This window comes from Pseudonocardia sp. ICBG601, from assembly GCF_020496245.1.
In genome coordinates, this window is record NZ_JAHLJA010000093.1 from 1 (window position 1) to 16,654 (window position 16,654).

The 16,654-nt window shown below is 75.1% G+C and carries 14 protein-coding genes and 5 pseudogenes; 4 read left to right on the forward strand and 15 right to left on the reverse strand.

All coding sequences use genetic code 11. From position 1 onward, the window contains the following. Positions 1-192: 192 nt before the first annotated feature. The 12 genes and pseudogenes from KPL57_RS24715 to ftsH form a co-directional block, all read right to left on the reverse strand. Complete coding sequence (locus KPL57_RS24715; protein WP_226353353.1) at positions 193-369, reverse strand: hypothetical protein; 177 nt, start codon at positions 367-369, stop codon at positions 193-195. A gap of 31 nt (positions 370-400) precedes the next feature. Continuing rightward, positions 401-1,205: pseudogene (locus tag KPL57_RS24720) on the reverse strand (type III pantothenate kinase). Then, positions 1,190-1,622: pseudogene (gene panD, locus KPL57_RS24725) on the reverse strand (aspartate 1-decarboxylase); the annotation flags it as partial. The pseudogenes panD and KPL57_RS24720, both read right to left, overlap by 16 nt. Before the next feature lie 33 nt (positions 1,623-1,655). After that, positions 1,656-2,531, reverse strand: a pseudogene (panC, locus tag KPL57_RS24730) (pantoate--beta-alanine ligase); the annotation flags it as partial. Then, complete coding sequence (locus tag KPL57_RS24735; RefSeq protein ID WP_226353354.1) at positions 2,528-3,451, reverse strand: Rossmann-like and DUF2520 domain-containing protein; 924 nt, start codon at positions 3,449-3,451, stop codon at positions 2,528-2,530. The gene KPL57_RS24735 and the pseudogene panC, both read right to left, overlap by 4 nt. A gap of 232 nt (positions 3,452-3,683) precedes the next feature. Continuing rightward, the gene (locus KPL57_RS24740; protein WP_226353355.1) at positions 3,684-5,585 is read right to left on the reverse strand and encodes a PrsW family intramembrane metalloprotease; all 1,902 of its coding nucleotides are present in this window, start codon (positions 5,583-5,585) and stop codon (positions 3,684-3,686) included. 48 nt (positions 5,586-5,633) lie between these two features. Next, entirely contained in the window at positions 5,634-6,170 is a 537-nt protein-coding gene (locus tag KPL57_RS24745) for a DUF3180 domain-containing protein (protein ID WP_226353356.1), read from the reverse strand. Continuing rightward, complete coding sequence (folK, locus tag KPL57_RS24750) at positions 6,167-6,682, reverse strand: 2-amino-4-hydroxy-6-hydroxymethyldihydropteridine diphosphokinase (RefSeq protein ID WP_226353357.1); 516 nt, start codon at positions 6,680-6,682, stop codon at positions 6,167-6,169. Before folK ends, KPL57_RS24745 begins: the two co-directional genes overlap by 4 nt. Continuing rightward, positions 6,679-7,044 carry a dihydroneopterin aldolase gene (gene folB / locus KPL57_RS24755; RefSeq protein ID WP_226353358.1) on the reverse strand — a complete coding sequence of 122 codons (366 nt, stop codon included), beginning with the start codon at positions 7,042-7,044 and terminating at the stop codon, positions 6,679-6,681. Before folB ends, folK begins: the two co-directional genes overlap by 4 nt. Next, on the reverse strand, positions 7,041-7,871 hold the full coding sequence (gene folP / locus KPL57_RS24760; RefSeq protein ID WP_226353364.1) for a dihydropteroate synthase: 831 nt from the start codon (positions 7,869-7,871) through the stop codon (positions 7,041-7,043). The genes folB and folP overlap by 4 nt, the downstream gene beginning before the upstream one ends. 49 nt (positions 7,872-7,920) lie before the next feature. Next, positions 7,921-8,535 carry a GTP cyclohydrolase I FolE gene (gene folE / locus KPL57_RS24765; protein ID WP_020626238.1) on the reverse strand — a complete coding sequence of 205 codons (615 nt, stop codon included), beginning with the start codon at positions 8,533-8,535 and terminating at the stop codon, positions 7,921-7,923. Between the two features lie 32 nt (positions 8,536-8,567). Further along, entirely contained in the window at positions 8,568-11,075 is a 2,508-nt protein-coding gene (gene ftsH, locus KPL57_RS24770) for an ATP-dependent zinc metalloprotease FtsH (protein WP_226353359.1), read from the reverse strand. Between the two features lie 345 nt (positions 11,076-11,420). On the opposite strand from ftsH, the gene KPL57_RS24775 reads away from it, so the two are divergent. Both KPL57_RS24775 and KPL57_RS24780 read left to right on the forward strand, forming a co-directional pair. After that, on the forward strand, positions 11,421-12,431 hold the full coding sequence (locus KPL57_RS24775; protein ID WP_226353360.1) for a S1 family peptidase: 1,011 nt from the start codon (positions 11,421-11,423) through the stop codon (positions 12,429-12,431). Between the two features lie 24 nt (positions 12,432-12,455). Then, a pseudogene (locus KPL57_RS24780) lies at positions 12,456-13,428 on the forward strand (IS5 family transposase). On the opposite strand, the gene KPL57_RS24785 reads toward KPL57_RS24780, so the two are convergent. Next, on the reverse strand, positions 13,413-14,201 hold the full coding sequence (locus tag KPL57_RS24785) for an MBL fold metallo-hydrolase (RefSeq protein ID WP_226353361.1): 789 nt from the start codon (positions 14,199-14,201) through the stop codon (positions 13,413-13,415). The pseudogene KPL57_RS24780 and the gene KPL57_RS24785 sit on opposite strands and share 16 nt — an antisense overlap. Beyond that, positions 14,198-15,004 carry an NUDIX hydrolase gene (locus tag KPL57_RS24790; RefSeq protein ID WP_226353362.1) on the reverse strand — a complete coding sequence of 269 codons (807 nt, stop codon included), beginning with the start codon at positions 15,002-15,004 and terminating at the stop codon, positions 14,198-14,200. Before KPL57_RS24790 ends, KPL57_RS24785 begins: the two co-directional genes overlap by 4 nt. A gap of 52 nt (positions 15,005-15,056) precedes the next feature. Here KPL57_RS24790 and KPL57_RS24795 point away from each other — a divergent pair, with 52 nt between their 5' ends. Together KPL57_RS24795 and KPL57_RS67210 are read left to right on the forward strand one after the other, a co-directional pair. After that, positions 15,057-15,950, forward strand: a complete 894-nt coding sequence (locus KPL57_RS24795; protein WP_226353363.1) for a Gfo/Idh/MocA family protein — start codon at positions 15,057-15,059, stop codon at positions 15,948-15,950. Continuing rightward, entirely contained in the window at positions 15,951-16,085 is a 135-nt protein-coding gene (locus KPL57_RS67210; protein ID WP_264198515.1) for a hypothetical protein, read from the forward strand. A 112-nt stretch (positions 16,086-16,197) separates the two neighbouring features. Here KPL57_RS67210 and KPL57_RS24800 read toward each other — a convergent pair. Then, a pseudogene (locus tag KPL57_RS24800) lies at positions 16,198-16,654 on the reverse strand (hypothetical protein); the annotation flags it as partial.

The window sequence follows — 16,654 nt, forward strand, 5'->3', positions numbered from 1 at the left end:
ATCGCCAGGGTGCTGCGCCCCGGCGGGGTGCTGGCCGGGCTGTGGAACAGCGGCGACCCCGACGTCGGCTGGGTCCCGCGAGCTGGGCGAGCTGAGCGTGCACGGACGGCGGGTGCCCGACAACCCGCGGGGGTGGCAGCCCCACCCGGATGCCCGGCGAGCCCTGGTTCACCGACGCCCACCAGGAGCAGGTCACCTGGCCGCGGGCGACCGGTCGTCGAGGAGCACGTCGCCGACATCGCCACCCACTCCTGGGCGCTCCTGAGCACCCCCGACGAGCGCGACGCGGTGTTCGCCGCCGTGCGCGGCTTCCTGCGCGAGCGGGTCGCCGACGCCCGACGGCCGGTTCACGATGCCGATGCGCACCATCGTGTGGCGGGCCCCGGCGCGCCTGAGCCCGTCAGCGGGTCCGGTGGTGACGCAGGTGGGTCAGCCGCAGCCCGTGCAGGGTCAGGTCCGGGACGTGGTGGGTGACGGTGTCGGCGCGCCCGTGCACGAGCTCCGCGAGCCCGCCGGTGACGATCACGCTGACCGGCAGCGCGTCGGGCCCCAGCTCGGCCAGGATCCGGCGGACCAGCCCGTCGACCTGTCCCGCCGCCCCGTAGAGCACCCCGGCCTGGACCGCCTCGACCGTCGTGCGGCCGATCACCGAGCGCGGCTCGACCAGGTTCCACCGGCCGCAGCGACGACGCCCGCTCGGCCAGCGCCTGCATCGCGATGTCGACGCCCGGGGCCAGCGCGCCGCCGAGGAACTCGCCCTTCGCGGTGACCACGTCGATGTTCGTGCAGGTCCCGAGGTCGACGCAGATGCAGGTGGTGCCGAACAGGTGGTGCGCGGCGAGCGAGTTCACCCCCGGTCCGCGCCCACCTCGCGCGGGTGGTCCACCAGCAGCGGCACGCCGGTCCGCACCCCCGGCCCGACGACGAGCGTCCGCATCCGGTCCGACCAGCGCGCGAGCAGGGTGCGCAGCTCCCGCGACGGCCCGGGCACCGTGGACAGCGCGGCGACCGCGGTGACCTCGGGGAAGCGCGCGCCGAGCATCCCGGAGACGGTCAGGTCCAGCTCGTCGGCGGTGGCGGAGGTGTTCGGTGCGCAGCCGCCAGCGCCGCTCCGGCACCGGGTCGAGCCCCTCCGCATCGGTCCCGGTGTCGGGGTAGAGCCCCAGCGAGACGTGGGTGTTCCCGACGTCGATGCAGAGCAGCACGCGTCGTCCCTACCGGCCGCGCTGGTCAGCAGACCCGAGCCGCCGGGGCGTGCCCCGGGTCGGCGCCCAGGTCCGCGATCCGGTTGTCGGCGTCGACGAAGACGACGCGCGGGCTGTAGTCGCGCAGCTCGGCCTCGTCGTAGGAGCCGTAGGAGATGAGGATGACCAGGTCACCGGGGTGCACCAGGTGCGCGGCGGCGCCGTTGATGCCGATCACCCCGGAGCCGGGCTCACCGGTGATCACGTAGGTCTCCAGCGGGCGCCGTTGGTGATGTCGACGATGCTGACCTGCTCGCCCTCGAGGAGGTCGGCGGCCGCCATCAGGTCGGCGTCGACGGTGACCGAGCCGACGTAGTGCAGGTCGGCCTGCGTCACGGTGGCGCGGTGGATCTTGGACTTCATCATCGTGCGGTTCACGGCGGTTCTCCTCGGGAGGCGGTCAGAACGCGATGGGGCGTTGTCGATGAGCCGGGTGGTGCCGACCCGGGCGGCGACGAGCAGGCGGCCGTCCCCGCACCCCGGAGCGGGAGCGGGGCCGAGGTCGGCGTCGCGCAGCTCCAGGTAGTCGACCTCGACCTCCGGCTCGGTCGCCAGCTCGGCGCGGGCAGCCTCCAGCACCGCGTCGTGCCCGCGGACCGACACCGCGGCACCGGCGGCCAGCGCCCGCGACAGCACGGCGGCGGCGCGACGCTGACCGGGGTCGAGGTAGACGTTGCGCGAGGACAGGGCCAGCCCGTCCTCCTCACGGACGGTCGGGACGCCGACGACCCGGGTCGGGAAGTCCAGGTCGCGCACCATCCGCCGGATCAGCGTGAGCTGCTGGTAGTCCTTCTCGCCGAACAGCGCGACGTCCGGGCCGACGATGTGGAACAGCTTCGACACGACGGTGAGGACGCCGTCGAAGTGGCCCGTGCGGGAGGCGCCCTCCAGCTCGTCGCCGAGCGGTCCTGCGGTGACCCGGGTCTGTGAGCCCGGCGGGTACATGTGCTCGACCTGCGGGGTGAACACCAGCTCGACGCCCTCGTCGCGGCAGGCGTCGAGGTCGGCCTCGATCGGGCGCGGGTAGCGGTCGAGGTCCTCGTCCGCACCGAACTGCAGCGGGTTCACGAAGATCGACACGACCGGGACGACGGCGCCGGGGATCCGCTTGGCGTGCCGGATCAGCTCGCGGTGGCCCTCGTGCAGCGCGCCCATCGTGGGGACGAGGACGACCTTGCGGCCGGCGCCGCGCAGCGCACGGGTGACCGCGGAGAGCTTCGCCGGGTCGCTGTGCACGGTCAGCCGGCCGGTGCCGTACCCGTTCCGGGTGGAGCCGGGGGTGCTCACTTCTCCTCCAGTGCGGTCTCGATGTCGCGGACGCCGTCGGGCCCGAGGAGCCCGGCGGCGGCGGCGCGGTGGGCGGTCCGCCCGGCCAGCGCGCGGTAGACGGCGGCCAGGTCGGGGTCGGCGTCGCCGATGCGGGCCAGATGGGTCCGGACGGTGCCGGCGTCGCCGCGGGCGACCGGTCCGGTCAGCGCGCGGTCGCCGTGACGCAGCGCGTTGTCCAGCGCGGCCGACAGCAGCGGCGCGACCAGACGCTCCGCGGGCGCGATGCCCGCGGTCTCCAGCAGCTGCACGCAGTCCCCGACCAGCGTGGTCAGATGGTTGGCGCCGTGGGCGAGTGCGGCGTGGTACAGCGGACGCATCGCCTCCGGGATGCGGACGGGCTCGGCCGACATCTCCAGCACGAGCGCCTCGGCGACGCTCCAGCCGACGGCGTCGCGCGGGTCGCCGTGCTCCGGGTCGCCGGGCGCGGTGACGCCGATGCAGCAGGCGGCGAGCCGTTCGACGTCCTCGGGGCGGCCGGTCACGGTCATCGCCGGGTGCAGCGCCAGCGGCAGTACGCCCTGCTCCGTCGCGGGGTCCAGCACCGCGACGCCGCGCGACCCCGCCGTGTGGACGGCGATCTGGCCCGGGCGGAAGCAGCCGGCGGCGGCGAGGCCGCGGACCAGGCCGGGCAGCACGTCGTCGGGGACGGCGAGCAGGACCAGGTCGGCACGGGAGCAGACCTCGTCGGGCGGGAGCAGGGGGACGTCGGGGAGCAGGGTCTCCGCCCGGCGCACCGAGGCCTGCGAGACCCCCGATGCGGCGACGACGACGTGGCCCGCACGGGCGAGCGCCGCACCGAGCACCGCGCCGACCCGACCGGCCGAGACCACCCCGACCGCGAGCCACGCGGGGCGACCGCCATCGATCGCAGAGTCCATCACGAGAATCCGTTTCCTCCCGTTCCGGTCCTGGTGGGGTACCGGTCGGGCAATCCGCGGTCGGCGCGACCTCCGGTGGCCGCGCGCCGGACGCGAGGGTAGACGGGCCCCGGGTCCGGGGCGCGCTCCTGAGACCGGCCTCACCCCGGCCCCGCCCGTGATCGACGGTCGTGGAGGGGAGGGTTCGCGAGGCGGACGCAGGGCTCCACGACCGGTGATCACCGGCTGGTGGTCAGCGGGGGCGGTCCGGCTCGTCGTCCGGGCGGCGCATCGGGCGGGTCGGGCCGGGGTCGGACGGGTCGTCGTGGTGGCGGCCCCGGTGCTCGGTGGCCGGGGACTCGGGGCGGCCGACGGGCCGGGTGACGTCCTCTCCCGGGCCCGGACCGGGGCTCGCCGGCCCGGTACCTGGCCCCGGACCGGGGACGGGAGGCCCGGACGTGCCGGAGCGGAACCCGCGCCCAGCGCCGTCGTGCCCGGCGGAGCGGGCCGTGGTGGAACCGGATCCTCCCGAACCGGGTCCTCCCGAGCCGGGCCCTCCCGAGCCGGGCCCTCCGGAGCCTGCCGCCGGGGAAGCCGGGGCCGGGGAGCCGGACTGTGCGGGCCGAGCCCCCGGGGAGCCGGGGGCCCGGGAGCCGGTGCCGGAGCCGCTGCCGAGGCCGGGGCGCGCGGTCGGGTCCTGTGGGCGACCGGGAGCCCCCGGGCCACCGGCAGGCCGGGTGTCCGGCGCCGGCGGGGTGGTGCTCCGCCGGGCTTCCGCCCACCGGGGCGGGCGCAGCTCGTCGGGCCGTCCCCACGGCGCGGCGACCGCCAGGGTGACGGGGCCGGGCGGGAGCGGCGGTACGGGCGGGCCGGCGGCGGCCGAGCCGCCGCCGTCGGGGAAGGTCGGGACGCGGAACTGGCCCGAGAAGCTGCCGTCCGGCGCGGCCGGGGGCGGCGGCTCCCAGTCCGACGGACGCTGCCGTGCCCAGGCTGCGACCAGCGCCTCCGGCACCCCGACGGCGACGGCGCGGGCCCGCAGCAGCGCGGCCAGCTTCTCGTCGTGCAGGGCGTGGGCGCTCTCCCGCACCGCGCCGCGCGCGATCCGGTTCCGCATGAACGCGAGCTCCGTGACCGCGGACTGGTAGTCGGCGACGGCCTTCGCCGCGGCCGGGCCGGAGCGGCGCCGCACCAGCGTGCGCCAGCCCCTCCGCCGGGACAGCCGGGCCAGCAGGGGCACCTCGCTGGGCGCGATCCACCCCGCGGCGGCGAACCCGGGCAGCTGGGCGGCGACGATCCGCGCCTCGCGGCGACGGGCGAACACCACGAGCAGGATCAGCCCCACGAAGATCGGGACCATCACGAACAGGTAGATCTGGTAGAAGCCGCCGGGCGTCGCGGCCAGCACCGACGCGCCGTTCCAGAGCGCGTGCAGCACCACCGCGGCGACGTAGCCGGCGATCATCGCCAGCACCCGGACCCCGATGCTGCGGCTGGCCGCCGCGATCCCGGCCGCGATGCCGATCATGCAGGTGAACAGCGGGTGCGCGAACGGCGAGGCGACGCCGCGGACGAACAGCGTCGCGAGGACCCCGGCCGACTCCGGCTCGGACACCGCGCGGCCCAGGTAGAGGATGTTCTCGCTGAACGCGAACCCGGCGGCGACGATCCCGGCGTAGACGACGCCGTCGACGATCCCGTCGAACTCACGGCGCCGGAACACCAGGAGCCCGATCAGGAACAGCCCCTTGGTGAACTCCTCGACGACCGGGGCGACCACGACCGGGCCGAACAGGTCACCCGCGCCGCGCCCGGCGGCCGCGTCGAGCACCGCCGAGGCGCTCGTGTTGATCAGCAGGGCGACCAGTGCGGCGAACCCGGCGCCCCAGAGGAACGCCCCCATCAGCATCCGAGGCGGCTCGGGCTCCCAGCGGTCCACCCAGAGGAACGCCGCCACCACCGGCACGACCGGCAGCAGCGCGGCCAGGGTCCCGACGACCACTCCCGGCGTCCCGATCGCGCGTTGCAGCACCCCGAGCGTGATCACCGCGAGCAGGGCCAGCACCACCAGGCCCACGACCGGCAGCAGCACGCCCCGGCGCTTGGCCGACGGCGCCGGCACCGGGGCGTACGGGCGGCCGAGCGTCGGGGACGTCATGACCCTCCAGCGTAGAGAACCGCCCCCCGCTGCGCGGGGGGACGCGCCTCAGCCGGCACGGATCCCACCGTCGGTGTCGTCCGGGTCGTCGGGGGAACGACAGCAGTACTCCAGCCAGAACGCGGCGCCGACCAGCAGCAGCGCGCTGACCACGCCGACCCCGGCGACGACGCTGTCCCGGAACGCGGCCACCACGACCGCGGCCCGCGGCAGCGTGTGCATCAGCACGCCCACCCACAACCCGGCGACGACAGCGCCCCCGACAGCGGAGGCCTTCGCGAGCAGCACCGCCCGAGCCGCGACGAGCGGCGGCACCGGCGCGGCCCCGTTCCGGCGGTCGATCCGGCGCCGCAGCACGACACCGCCCGCGGCCTCGGCGGCGGCGAGCACCGCGACGACGACCGCCGCGGCGACCGGCAACGTCGGCAGCATCCCGTAGGTCAGCTGGACGAGAATGTTGCCGAGCAGGGCCGCGACCACCGCAATGGCGGCGACGTCGCGGACCCGGGTCGGGCGCACGGTCGGGCGCGGGTCGTCGTCCGGGCCGTGCCCGGAGCGCCGACCGCCCGGTCCGGGCGCGGTCATGCCGGGTCCCGCAGCACGACGTCGTCGCGGCGGTGCACGCCCGCGCAGCCGTCCGGGCCGAGCCGGTCCAGCAGGTCGGCGACCGGGCCGTGCCCGTGCAGGACGGCGCCGGGCTCGGCGAGCAGCCACGGCAGCAGCACGGTGGCCCGGTCGGGGGTGCCGGGGTGCGGCAGGAGCAGCTCCGGGTCGTCCGAGGTCACCGGGGCGCCGTCGTCGGTCACCTGCACGATGTCGACGTCGAGGGTGCGCGGCCCCCACCGCTGCTCGCGGACCCGGCCCGAGGCGTCCTCGAGGGCCTGCCCGCGGCGCAGCCAGCCCCGGGCGTCGAGTGCCGGGTCGTCGGCGACGAGCACCGCGTTGAGGAAGTCCGGTTGGTCGGTCACGCCCCAGGGCGCCGTCTCGAACACCGGCGACACCGCCACGACGGCCGCCCCCAGGTCCGCAACGACCGTGCGCAGGTGCGCGGCCCGGTCGCCCAGGTTGGAGCCGAGGGACAGGACCGCGCGGGTCACGCCCGGCTCCGGGCCAGGACCACCGCGACGTCGTCGAAGGTCAGCGGGATCGGCGCCGACGGCTTGTGCAGCGTCACCTCGACGGCCGCGATCCGGGCGTCGAAGTCGAGCACGGCCTGCGCGATCTCCCCGGCGACGGCCTCGATCAGGTCGCGGGCCGGGCCGCCGACGATGCCCGCGGCCAGCTCGGCGAGCTCGCCGTAGTGCAGCGTGTCGGCCAGGTCGTCCGAGGCGGCGGCGGGCGCGAGGTCGGCGTGCACCACCAGGTCGACGACGAACTCCTGGCCGTCGCGGCGCTCGTGGTCGAACACGCCGTGGTGGCCGCGGACCCGCAGCCCCCGCAGCTCGATCCGGTCGCTCACCGCCCGGTCTCCCGCGGGGAGCGGGCGCGCGAGGCGCCGAGCCGGCAGGCGGCCGCGACCGCGATGGCGTCCATCGTGGACTCGACGTCGTGCACCCGCACACCCCAGGCGCCCGCGTTCGCCGCGAGCGCGCTGATCGCGGCGGTCGCGATGTCGCGGCCCGCCGGCGTGCGCGGATCGCCGTCGGCCGAGGCCAGCAGCTCGCCGAGGAACCGCTTGCGCGAGGCCCCGACCAGCACCGGGAAGCCCAGGTCGACGAACACGTCCAGCCGCCGCAGCAGCGCCCAGTTGTGCGAGGCGTTCTTGGCGAACCCGAGGCCGGGGTCGAGCACGATCCGGCCGGGGTCGACCCCGGCCATCACGGCGTGGTCGACCCGGGCGACGAGCTCGGACCGGACCTCGCCGATCACGTCCTCGTAGCCCGCGAGCTGCGCCATCCCGGCGCTGTGCCCGCGCCAGTGCATGATCACCCAGGGCGTCCGGGACTCGGCGACGACCGCGGCCATCCGCGGGTCGGCGAGGCCACCGGAGACGTCGTTGACCATCGCCGCACCGGCCTCGACGCAGGCCAGGGCGACCTCGGACCGGGTCGTGTCGACGCTGACCCGCACGCCCGCGGCGACGAGTTCGCGCACCACGGGCAGCACGCGCTCCCGCTCGGTCTCCGCGTCGATCCGCTGCGCGCCGGGCCGGGTCGACTCCCCGCCGACGTCGACGAGGTCGGCGCCGGCGTCGCGCATCGCGACGCCGTGCGCGACGGCGTGCGACCGGTCGACGTAGCGGCCGCCGTCGGAGAACGAGTCGGGGGTGACGTTCAGGATCCCCATGACCGCGCAGCGGCCGAGCTCGGGCAGCGCCCCGCCGGGGGCGACCACGTCAGCGCCCCCTGATCAGCGACAACGCCTCCGCGCGGGAGGACGCCGAGCTCTTGAACAGCCCGCGCACCGCCGAGGTGGTCGTGCGCGACCCCGGCTTGCGGATGCCGCGCATGGCCATGCACAGGTGCTCGGCCTCCAGCACGACGATCACCGCGCGCGGGTTCAGCTTGCGCACCAGCGCGTCGGCGATCTGCGCGGTCAGCCGCTCCTGCACCTGCGGGCGCTTGGCGTACAGATCCACCACCCGGGCCAGCTTGGACAGGCCGGTGACCTGCCCGTCGACGGCCGGGATGTAGCCGACGTGGGCCACTCCGTGGAAGGGCACCAGGTGGTGCTCGCAGGTGGAGAACATCGGGATGTCCTTGACCAGGACGAGCTCGCCGTGGCCCTCGTCGAACGTCTTCTCCAGCACCGAGTCCGGGTCGACGAACAGCCCGGCGAAGATCTCGCCGTAGGCGCGCGCGACCCGGGCCGGGGTCTCCTTGAGGCCCTCGCGGTCCGGGTCCTCCCCGACCGCGATCAGCAGCTCGCGGACGGCGCGTTCCGCACGGTCCAGGTCGATCCCGCCGGGCACGGCCTGGGTCACCCCGGCCGCCACCGCGGCGGACTCCACCGGACCGAGGCGTCCGTCCGTCGTCGACGTGCTCAGTGTCCTGCCTCCGGGTCGTGTCCGCGCCGCTGCTCGCCGGCGCCGGAGTCGTCCGCACCACCGGGCGCGCCGTTGCCGTGCACACCGTTGCCACTGCCGTCAGCAGTGCCGTTACCAGTGCTGTTGCCACTGCCGTTGCCGCCGTTGCCCGGTCCGGACCACGGACCGCCCTGGGCCGGCCCCTGCGGGCCGCCCTGCTGCGGCGGCTGCGCCCAGTTCGGCGGCGGCCAGCTCTGCCCCTGCGGGGTCGTCGCGGGCCGCCAGTCCGGCGGGGCACCGTAGTTCGGGGCGACGGCGGGCGGCGGGGGCTGCCCCGGGCCGCCGTAGGAACCGGCCCGGCCGTAGCCGTGTGCCGGGGCACCGTGCCCGTTGCCGGGCGCGCCGTAGCCGTTGCCGTTCCCGTTGCCGGAGCCGTACCCGCCGTCGTTCGGGGCGTCCGGGCGGCTCGGGACCGGGCCGCCGGCCGGGAACGGGGAGGCGCCGGGTGTGCCGGGCGCGTCGCCGTAGCCGTTCGCGGAGCCCGAGCCGACCTCGGCCGGGGTGCGCTCCTCCTCCTCGGGAGGCAGCACCTCGCCGCGCTCGTACGCCAGCTCGCGCCGGGTCTTGATCGGCGGCTTCTCCGACGGCGTGCGCACGCCGAAGTCGTCGAACGCGGTGATCCGCGGCCGCTTCTCCACCGACCCGAAGATCCGCTCGAGGTCCTTGCGGTTCAGGGTCTCCTTGTCCAGGAGCTCCAGCACCAGGTCGTCGAGCACGTCGCGGTAGGTGTTGAGGATCTCCCACGCCTCGGTGTGCGCGGCCTCGATGAGCTTGCGCACCTCCTCGTCGATCTCGTGGGCGACCTCGAGCGAGTAGTCGGCCTGGTTGCCCATCGAGCGGCCGAGGAACGGGTCGCCCTGCTCCCGGCCGTAACGGACGGCGCCGAGCTTGGCGCTCATGCCGTACTCGGTCACCATCGCGCGGGCGATCTTGGTGGCCTGGTCGATGTCGGAGGACGCACCGGTCGTGGGCTCGTGGAAGACGAGCTCCTCGGCCGAGCGACCGCCCATCGCGAACACCAGCCGCGCGATCATCTCGGCGCGGGTCATGAGGCCCTTGTCGTCCTCGGGGACGACGAGCGCGTGCCCACCGGTGCGACCGCGCGGCAAGATCGTGAGCTTGTAGACCGGCTCCAGGTCCGGCATCGCCCACGCGGCCAGCGCGTGCCCACCCTCGTGGTAGGCGGTGATCTTCTTCTCGCGCTCGGAGACGATCTTCGACTTGCGCCGGGGGCCGCCGACGACCCGGTCGACCGACTCCTCCAGCGCGGCGCCGTTGATCAGCGTCCCGTGCTCGCGGGCGGTCAGCAGCGCGGCCTCGTTGATCACGTTGGCCAGGTCGGCGCCGGACATGCCCACGGTGCGCTTGGCCAGCGACTCGAGGTCGACGTCGTCGGCGAAGGGCTTGCCCTTGGAGTGCACGGCCAGGATCGCGCGACGGCCCGCCAGGTCGGGGGCGCCGACCGGGATCTGCCGGTCGAACCGGCCGGGACGCAGCAGCGCCGGGTCCAGGATGTCGGGCCGGTTCGTCGCGGCGATCAGGATGATCCCGCCGCGGGCGTCGAAGCCGTCCATCTCGACGAGCAGCTGGTTCAGGGTCTGCTCGCGCTCGTCGTGACCGCCGCCGAGGCCGGCGCCGCGCTGGCGGCCGACCGCGTCGATCTCGTCGACGAAGATGATGCAGGGCGCGTTCTGCTTGGCCTGCTCGAACAGGTCACGCACGCGGGAGGCACCGACACCGACGAACATCTCGACGAAGTCGGAGCCCGAGATCGTGTAGAACGGCACGCCCGCCTCGCCGGCGACCGCACGGGCCAGCAGCGTCTTGCCGGTGCCGGGCGGGCCGTAGAGCAGGACGCCCTTGGGGATCTTCGCGCCCAGGGCTTGGTAGCGGCCCGGGTTCTGCAGGAAGTCCTTGATCTCGTAGAGCTCCTCGACCGCCTCGTCGGCGCCCGCCACGTCCGCGAACGTGTTCTTCGGCATGTCCTTGTTCAGCTGCTTGGCCTTGGACTTGCCGAAACTCATGACCCGGTTCCCGCCGCCCTGGGCGTTGTTCAGGAACCAGAACAGCAGGATCAGCACCAGCGCCAGCGGGATCATCGTGATCAGCAGCGTCGACAGGAACGAGTCCTGGCGCACGACGGTGTCGTACTCGGCGATCCCCGGGACCTGGCGGATCTGGTCGAAGATCTGGCCGGAGATCTGCGCCGGGTACTGGGTGAGGATCTGGGTGGTCTCGTTGCCGTTGACCTCGATCGGGCGGTCCAGCGTGAGGCGGAGCTGTTGCTCACGGTCCTCGACGAGGGCGTCCTTGACATTGCCCGACTGCACCTGGGAGAGCGCGACCGACGTCGTGACCTCGGTGTATCCACGGGTGTCGTCGAACAGCTGGCTGAACCCGAGATAGATCAGGAGCGCGACGAGGATCCAGATCAGCGGGTTGCGGAGCAGGCGCTTGCGGTCCATGCAACGTCGGCCTGGGTGGCCTTCACCTTCCCGGGAGTGGTTCTCGGCAGCGGCGGCGGACGGTGTACCGCCCCGCCGGAGGGCCCTGACCCGTCAGGATAGCCCCACGGTGGGTGGAGTGCTCCGGACGGACCTGGCCGGACCGCCCGGTGTGGGGGCGGACGTCCGGTGAACGAACCGGCGAGCTGCCCGGTTCCCCCACAGGGGTGTCCCGACGCACACGTCGGCACCGTCGTGTGGGACAACTGTGCAGCACGCTCGGTACCCGGACGGCGGCGGAGGGCAGCGGCGCCCTGCTCCGTCCGGACCAGCGGCGACGATCTGCGGGCCGGGAGGGACGATCGGATGGCGCTCGACACGGTGGCCGGACCTCGGCGGACGGTGTCGCTGCTCGCCACCGGACTCGCCGCCGCGGCGGCACTGGCGGTCTTCACCGCGCCGGCCGGGGCGGCCGTCGCCGTGCCCGTGACCGCGCCGCCCGCGGCCGCCGCACCGGCGCCGCCGGTCGTCACCGCGCCGCCGGCGACCACCGCCCGGGCCGACGCCGGCCCGCTGACGCCGCGCCCGGCCGTCGTCGCGGGGACGGGGTCGATCGGGCCGGGCACCGTCACCGAGACCACCGGCGCGGGCCTGTGTACGGCCGGGTTCGTGTTCACCGCGGGCGAGCGCACCTTCCTCGGCCAGGCCGCGCACTGCGGCGGCACCGGCGACGAGACCGAGACCGACGGCTGCACCTCCGACGCGGTGCCGCTGGGCACCCCGGTGCTGGTGCACGGCCGCGGCGGGACCGTCACCGGGACGCTGGCCTGGAGCTCGTGGAACACCATGCAGGCCCGGGGCGAGCGCAACCCCGACGTCTGCGCCTACAACGACCTCGCGCTCGTCGAGCTGCCCGCGGGCGCCGGCCCCTCGGTGGGTGCCGCGGTGCCGTTCTTCGGCGGCCCCGGCGCGGTCCGCACCGCGCCGCTGCCCGCAGGGACCCCGGTCTTCGGCCTCACCAACCCGCCCGACGCCGACGGCGTCCGCACGGTCGGGGTGCGCGCCGGTGCAGCCGCCGCCGAGGTCGGCGGCGGCTGGGGGCACGCGATCTTCGCCGTGCAGGACGGTGTGGCCGGGGAGTCGGGCAGCCCGCTGCTCGACGCGCAGGGCCGCGCGGTCGGCGTGCTGTCCAGCCTCACCACCACCGACGACCTGCCCAGCATCGAGTACACCGACCTGGCGAAGGCGCTGGACTACGCCGCCCGCACCGACGGCCCGGCCGGTCTCGCGCTCGCCGGCGGGCACGCGTTCACCGCCGCCCCGCCCGGGGTGGACCCGCGGGCGCTGGCCACCCCCGCCGGGCCCGGGCTCGGCTGAGCCGCCCTCAGAGCGTGTTTGGAAATGGTGGGTGTGTCGGGATGGTCGACACGGCTGGGGTGCTCCATCGTGGTCGGCATGCAGGAACGACCGCGCCGGTACCCCTCGGACACCAGTGATGCCCAGTGGGTGGTGATCGAGCCGTTGTTACCGCCGCTCGCGCGGCGGGGGCGGCCTGTTGCTCATGCTCGTCGGGACGTGCTGGACGCGATCTTGTATGTCGTGCGGACCGGGTGTGCCTGGCGGGCGTTGCCGGTGGACTTCCCGCCCTGGCAGACCGTCTACTGGTACTTCAACCAGTGGGAACAGCAGAAGGTCACCGAGAAGATCCTCCCGGTCGTGCGGGGGCAGTTACGTATCGCCGAGGGCCGTGATCCGGAGCCGAGTGCGGGGATCATCGATTCCCAGTCGGTCAAGGGCGCCGACACCGTCGGCCAGGACTCCCGCGGCTACGACGCCGGGAAGAAGACAGGCGGACGGAAACGGTTCATCGTGACCGACACCCTCGGTCTGCTGCTGACCACGATGGTGTGCTCGGCCTCGGTACAGGACCGCGACGGCGCCAAGCCGATCCTGCTCAACCTCTACCTGCGCACCAGGGTGCGGTTCGTCTACGCCGACGCCGGCTTCGCCGGGCGACTGCTCGACTGGGCCGCCACGATCCTGCAGACAACGATCGAGATCATCCGCAAGCCACCCGAGCAGCGCGGATTCACCGTCCTCCCACGAAGGTGGGTGGTCGAACGGACCCTGGCCTGGCTCACCGCACACCGACGCCTGGCCCGAGACTACGAACGCCACCCCACCACATCCGAAGCCATGATCCGCTGGGCCGCGATCAACACCATCACCCGCCGCATCGCCCGTGGATACCCCGCCACCCGCCAGCAGAAACACACGACACCCTCAACCCACTAGAATTTCCAAACACGCTCTTAGGCCGATCGGGCCTCGCCGGTCCAACGCTCCGCGGAGCCCCGTTCATCCACGCAGGTGATCCAGCTGTGCCCGGACCGACAGTTCGGCGGCGTCCCACAGCGAGGTGTCGACGTCGGCGTAGACGACCTCGACGACGTCGCGGGCCGACGCGTCCGGTCCGAGCCGCTCCAGCGCCGCCCGGACCTGTTCCAGCCGCTGCTCGCGGTGGGCGAGATAGTGGCGCGCCGTCTCGGCGGCGTCCGGGAGCTCCGGCCCGTGCCCGGGGAGGACCGGGGTGCCCGCGGGCAGCTCCGCGATCCGGCGCAGCGAGTCCAGATAGGGGCCGAGGGTGCCGTCGGGATGGGCGATGACGGTGGTGCCGCGGCCGAGCACGGTGTCGCCCGAGAGCAGTGCGACGCCGTCGGCGCCGGGGCCGCGCAGCAGCAGCGACACCGAGTCCGAGGTGTGGCCGGGGGTGCTCAGCACCTCCAGCTCGACCCCGCCACCGGTGACGACGGCGCCGTCGAGCAGCGGGGTGGTCCCCGACGTCAGCGAGGGGTCCGCGGCGTACACGGGTGCGCCGGTCAGCTCGACGAACCGGCCGATCCCGCCGGCGTGGTCGTGGTGCCGGTGGGTCAGGACGACCGCGGCGACCGGTGGGCCGTCGGCCAGCGCCTCCAGATGCGTGCCGTCGTCCTCACCCGGGTCGACGACGATCCGGTCGTGCGCGTCCGGAGCCGCCAGCACCCAGGTGTTGGTGCCCTCCAGCGTCATCGGGCCGGGGTTGTCCTGCAGCAGCACCGACGCCAGCGGGTGCGCGGTGCGCAGGGTTCCGTAGAGCGGGTGGCTCACCGGACGGCCTCCTCGTAGATCCAGTCGGGATCGCCGGGCAGGGTGATCGTGACGACCCTGCCCTCGCGCCGCACCTCGGGCGTGATCGGCTCGATGTCGCGCTCGGCCGCCGCGGCGAGGACGTCGTCGGCGGTGGTGTGGCGGTCCAGCTCCTGCAGGGTCCGCAGGGTGGGCGGCATCAGCTTGAGTTCGCCGTCGTCGTAGCCGGCAAGCGCCTCGGCCGGGGTCCACCAGCGCGCCTCGACGGCCTCGGTGGTGGCGTCGTCGGCGACCTGGCCGTCCGGCACCCGTGCGACGAGGAACGCGGTGTCGTAGCGCTTCGGGTTGCGTGGTGGGGTGATCCAGCGGGCCCACGGGACCAGCAGGTCCGCGCGCAGCTCCAGGTCGTGGGCCGCCAGCAGCTCCGGCAGCGTGGTGCGGTGGGCGACGAGGTCGTCCCGCCAGGCCGCGGCGGCCTCCAGCGGGCCGGGTTCGGAGCCGGTGGGGGCGGCCAGCAGCACGCCGCACTCCTCGAACGTCTCGCGGACGGCCGCGGTCACCAGCGCGGCGGCCAGGTCCGCCGGCTGGGCGAGCCGGGCGCCGAAGAGGGCCGGGTCCGGGCCGCGCCAGCGGGCGGGGTCCGGCTCGTCCCCGGCGGAGACACCGCCGCCGGGGAACACGGTCATGCCGCCGGCGAACGCCATCCCGGCCACTCGTCGCTGCAGGAAGACCTGCAGGTCACCGCCGGCAGGCTCGTCGCGGACCAACAGGACGGTCGCGGCGGCCCTCGGCTCGACCGGCTGCGTCGCCGGATCATCGCTCATGGCCGCCGACCCTAGGTCATGAGCGGGGCCGGTCGGCGGTGAGAATGCCCGCATGCGTATCGGACTGCTCGGCGCCGGGCCGTGGGCGCGACAGGTGCACGCCCCCGCCATCGCGGCGCATCCCCGCTGGTCGGCGGCCGGGGTGTGGGCGCGACGACCGGAGGCGGCCGCCGAGATCGCCGCGGTCTCCGGCGGTCCCGTGCATGCCTCGGTCGAGGACCTGCTCGACGCGTGCGACGCCGTCGCGTTCGCCGTCCCGCCCGCCGTCCAGGCCGAGCTGCTGGAGCGGGTCGTGGCCGCCGGGAAGCACGTGGTGCTGGAGAAGCCGCTGGCCGCGGACCTGCCCGCCGCCGAACGGGCCGCGGCCGCGGTCGCAGCGTCGGGCGTCCGGTCGGCGACGATGCTGACCCTGCGGTTCGACCCGGCGATCCGGGCCTGGCTCGACGCGGTCCCGACCGGCGCCGGCGGACCGGGGACGACCGCGACCGCGCGCTGGCTGTCCGGGGCTCTGCTCGGCGGGCCGTTCGCGGCGTCGTCGTGGCGGGCCGAGCACGGGGCGCTGCTCGACGTCGGTCCGCACGTCGTGGACCTGCTGGACGCGGCGCTGGGCCCGGTCGTCGACGTCGACCACGCCCACCGCGACGAGCCCGACCTGTGGCGGATCGGCCTCGTCCACGACGGCGGCGCCCGCAGCTCGGTGGTGCTGTCGCTGCGCGTCCCGGTGGACCCGACCGAGTTCGAGGTCGCGCTGGTCGGCGGGCTCGGAGCGGACGGCCGCGGCCGGTACGTGCTCGACCGACGCCCGGCCGATGCGGTCGCCTGCTTCGGTGCGCTGCTCGACGACCTCGCGGACGCGATCGGCTCGGGTGCGGACCTCCCGGTGGACGCCGCCCGGGCGCTGCACCTGCAGCGGGTGATCGACCGGATCGTGCGCGCGGTCGGTTGAGTGCCCGCTCCGGAGCGGCTGAGCTGCTGCTCCGGTCCGGCGGAGTTCCTGCTCCCGCCTGGCTGCTGCGCTCCTGCTCCGGCCCGGCTGCTGCGCTCCGGCTCCCGCTCGGCCGAGTTCCCGCCGCCTGGCTGAGTTCCCGCCCCGCCTGGCCGAGCTCCCGCTCTCGCCCGGGGGACGCTGTTCCGCGAACTCGCTTACCGGGTAAGCGAGTTCGCGGGTGACGGTCCCCCGGAACCCGGCCGGATCAGCCCCGGTCGGTGCGGGCGGTGCCGTTGCGGGGGGTCGGTTCGCCGCCGTTCTCGCGGGCCGCGAGCTCCTCGTGCAGCCGTTGCAGCAGGTCCTGTTCGGTGGGGGTGAGCCGGTCGGCCAGGCCCCCGGACGGGCGGGGTCGTGGTCGCGGCCTCGGGGCGGGTGCCTCCGCAGGCCCTGTCGCGAGCCCCGCCGCGGGCTCCTCCGGCGGGCGCGGCGCGGGCTGGTCCGTCGCCGGTGCGGGCGTCACGACGTCGGCCGGCTCGGTGGTGTCCGCGACGGGCTCGTCCGGCTCGTCCGGCTCCTTCGGCTCGTCCGGCTCGTCATCGTTGAGCAGGAGGTGGCGGGGCGGCGGTCCCGGTCGGCCGGCGCCGGGGGAGCCGGGGCGCGCCGGATCGGGACGCCGGGGGGGTGGGGTGGGTGCCTCGTCGACGGGGTCGGATCCTGCTTCG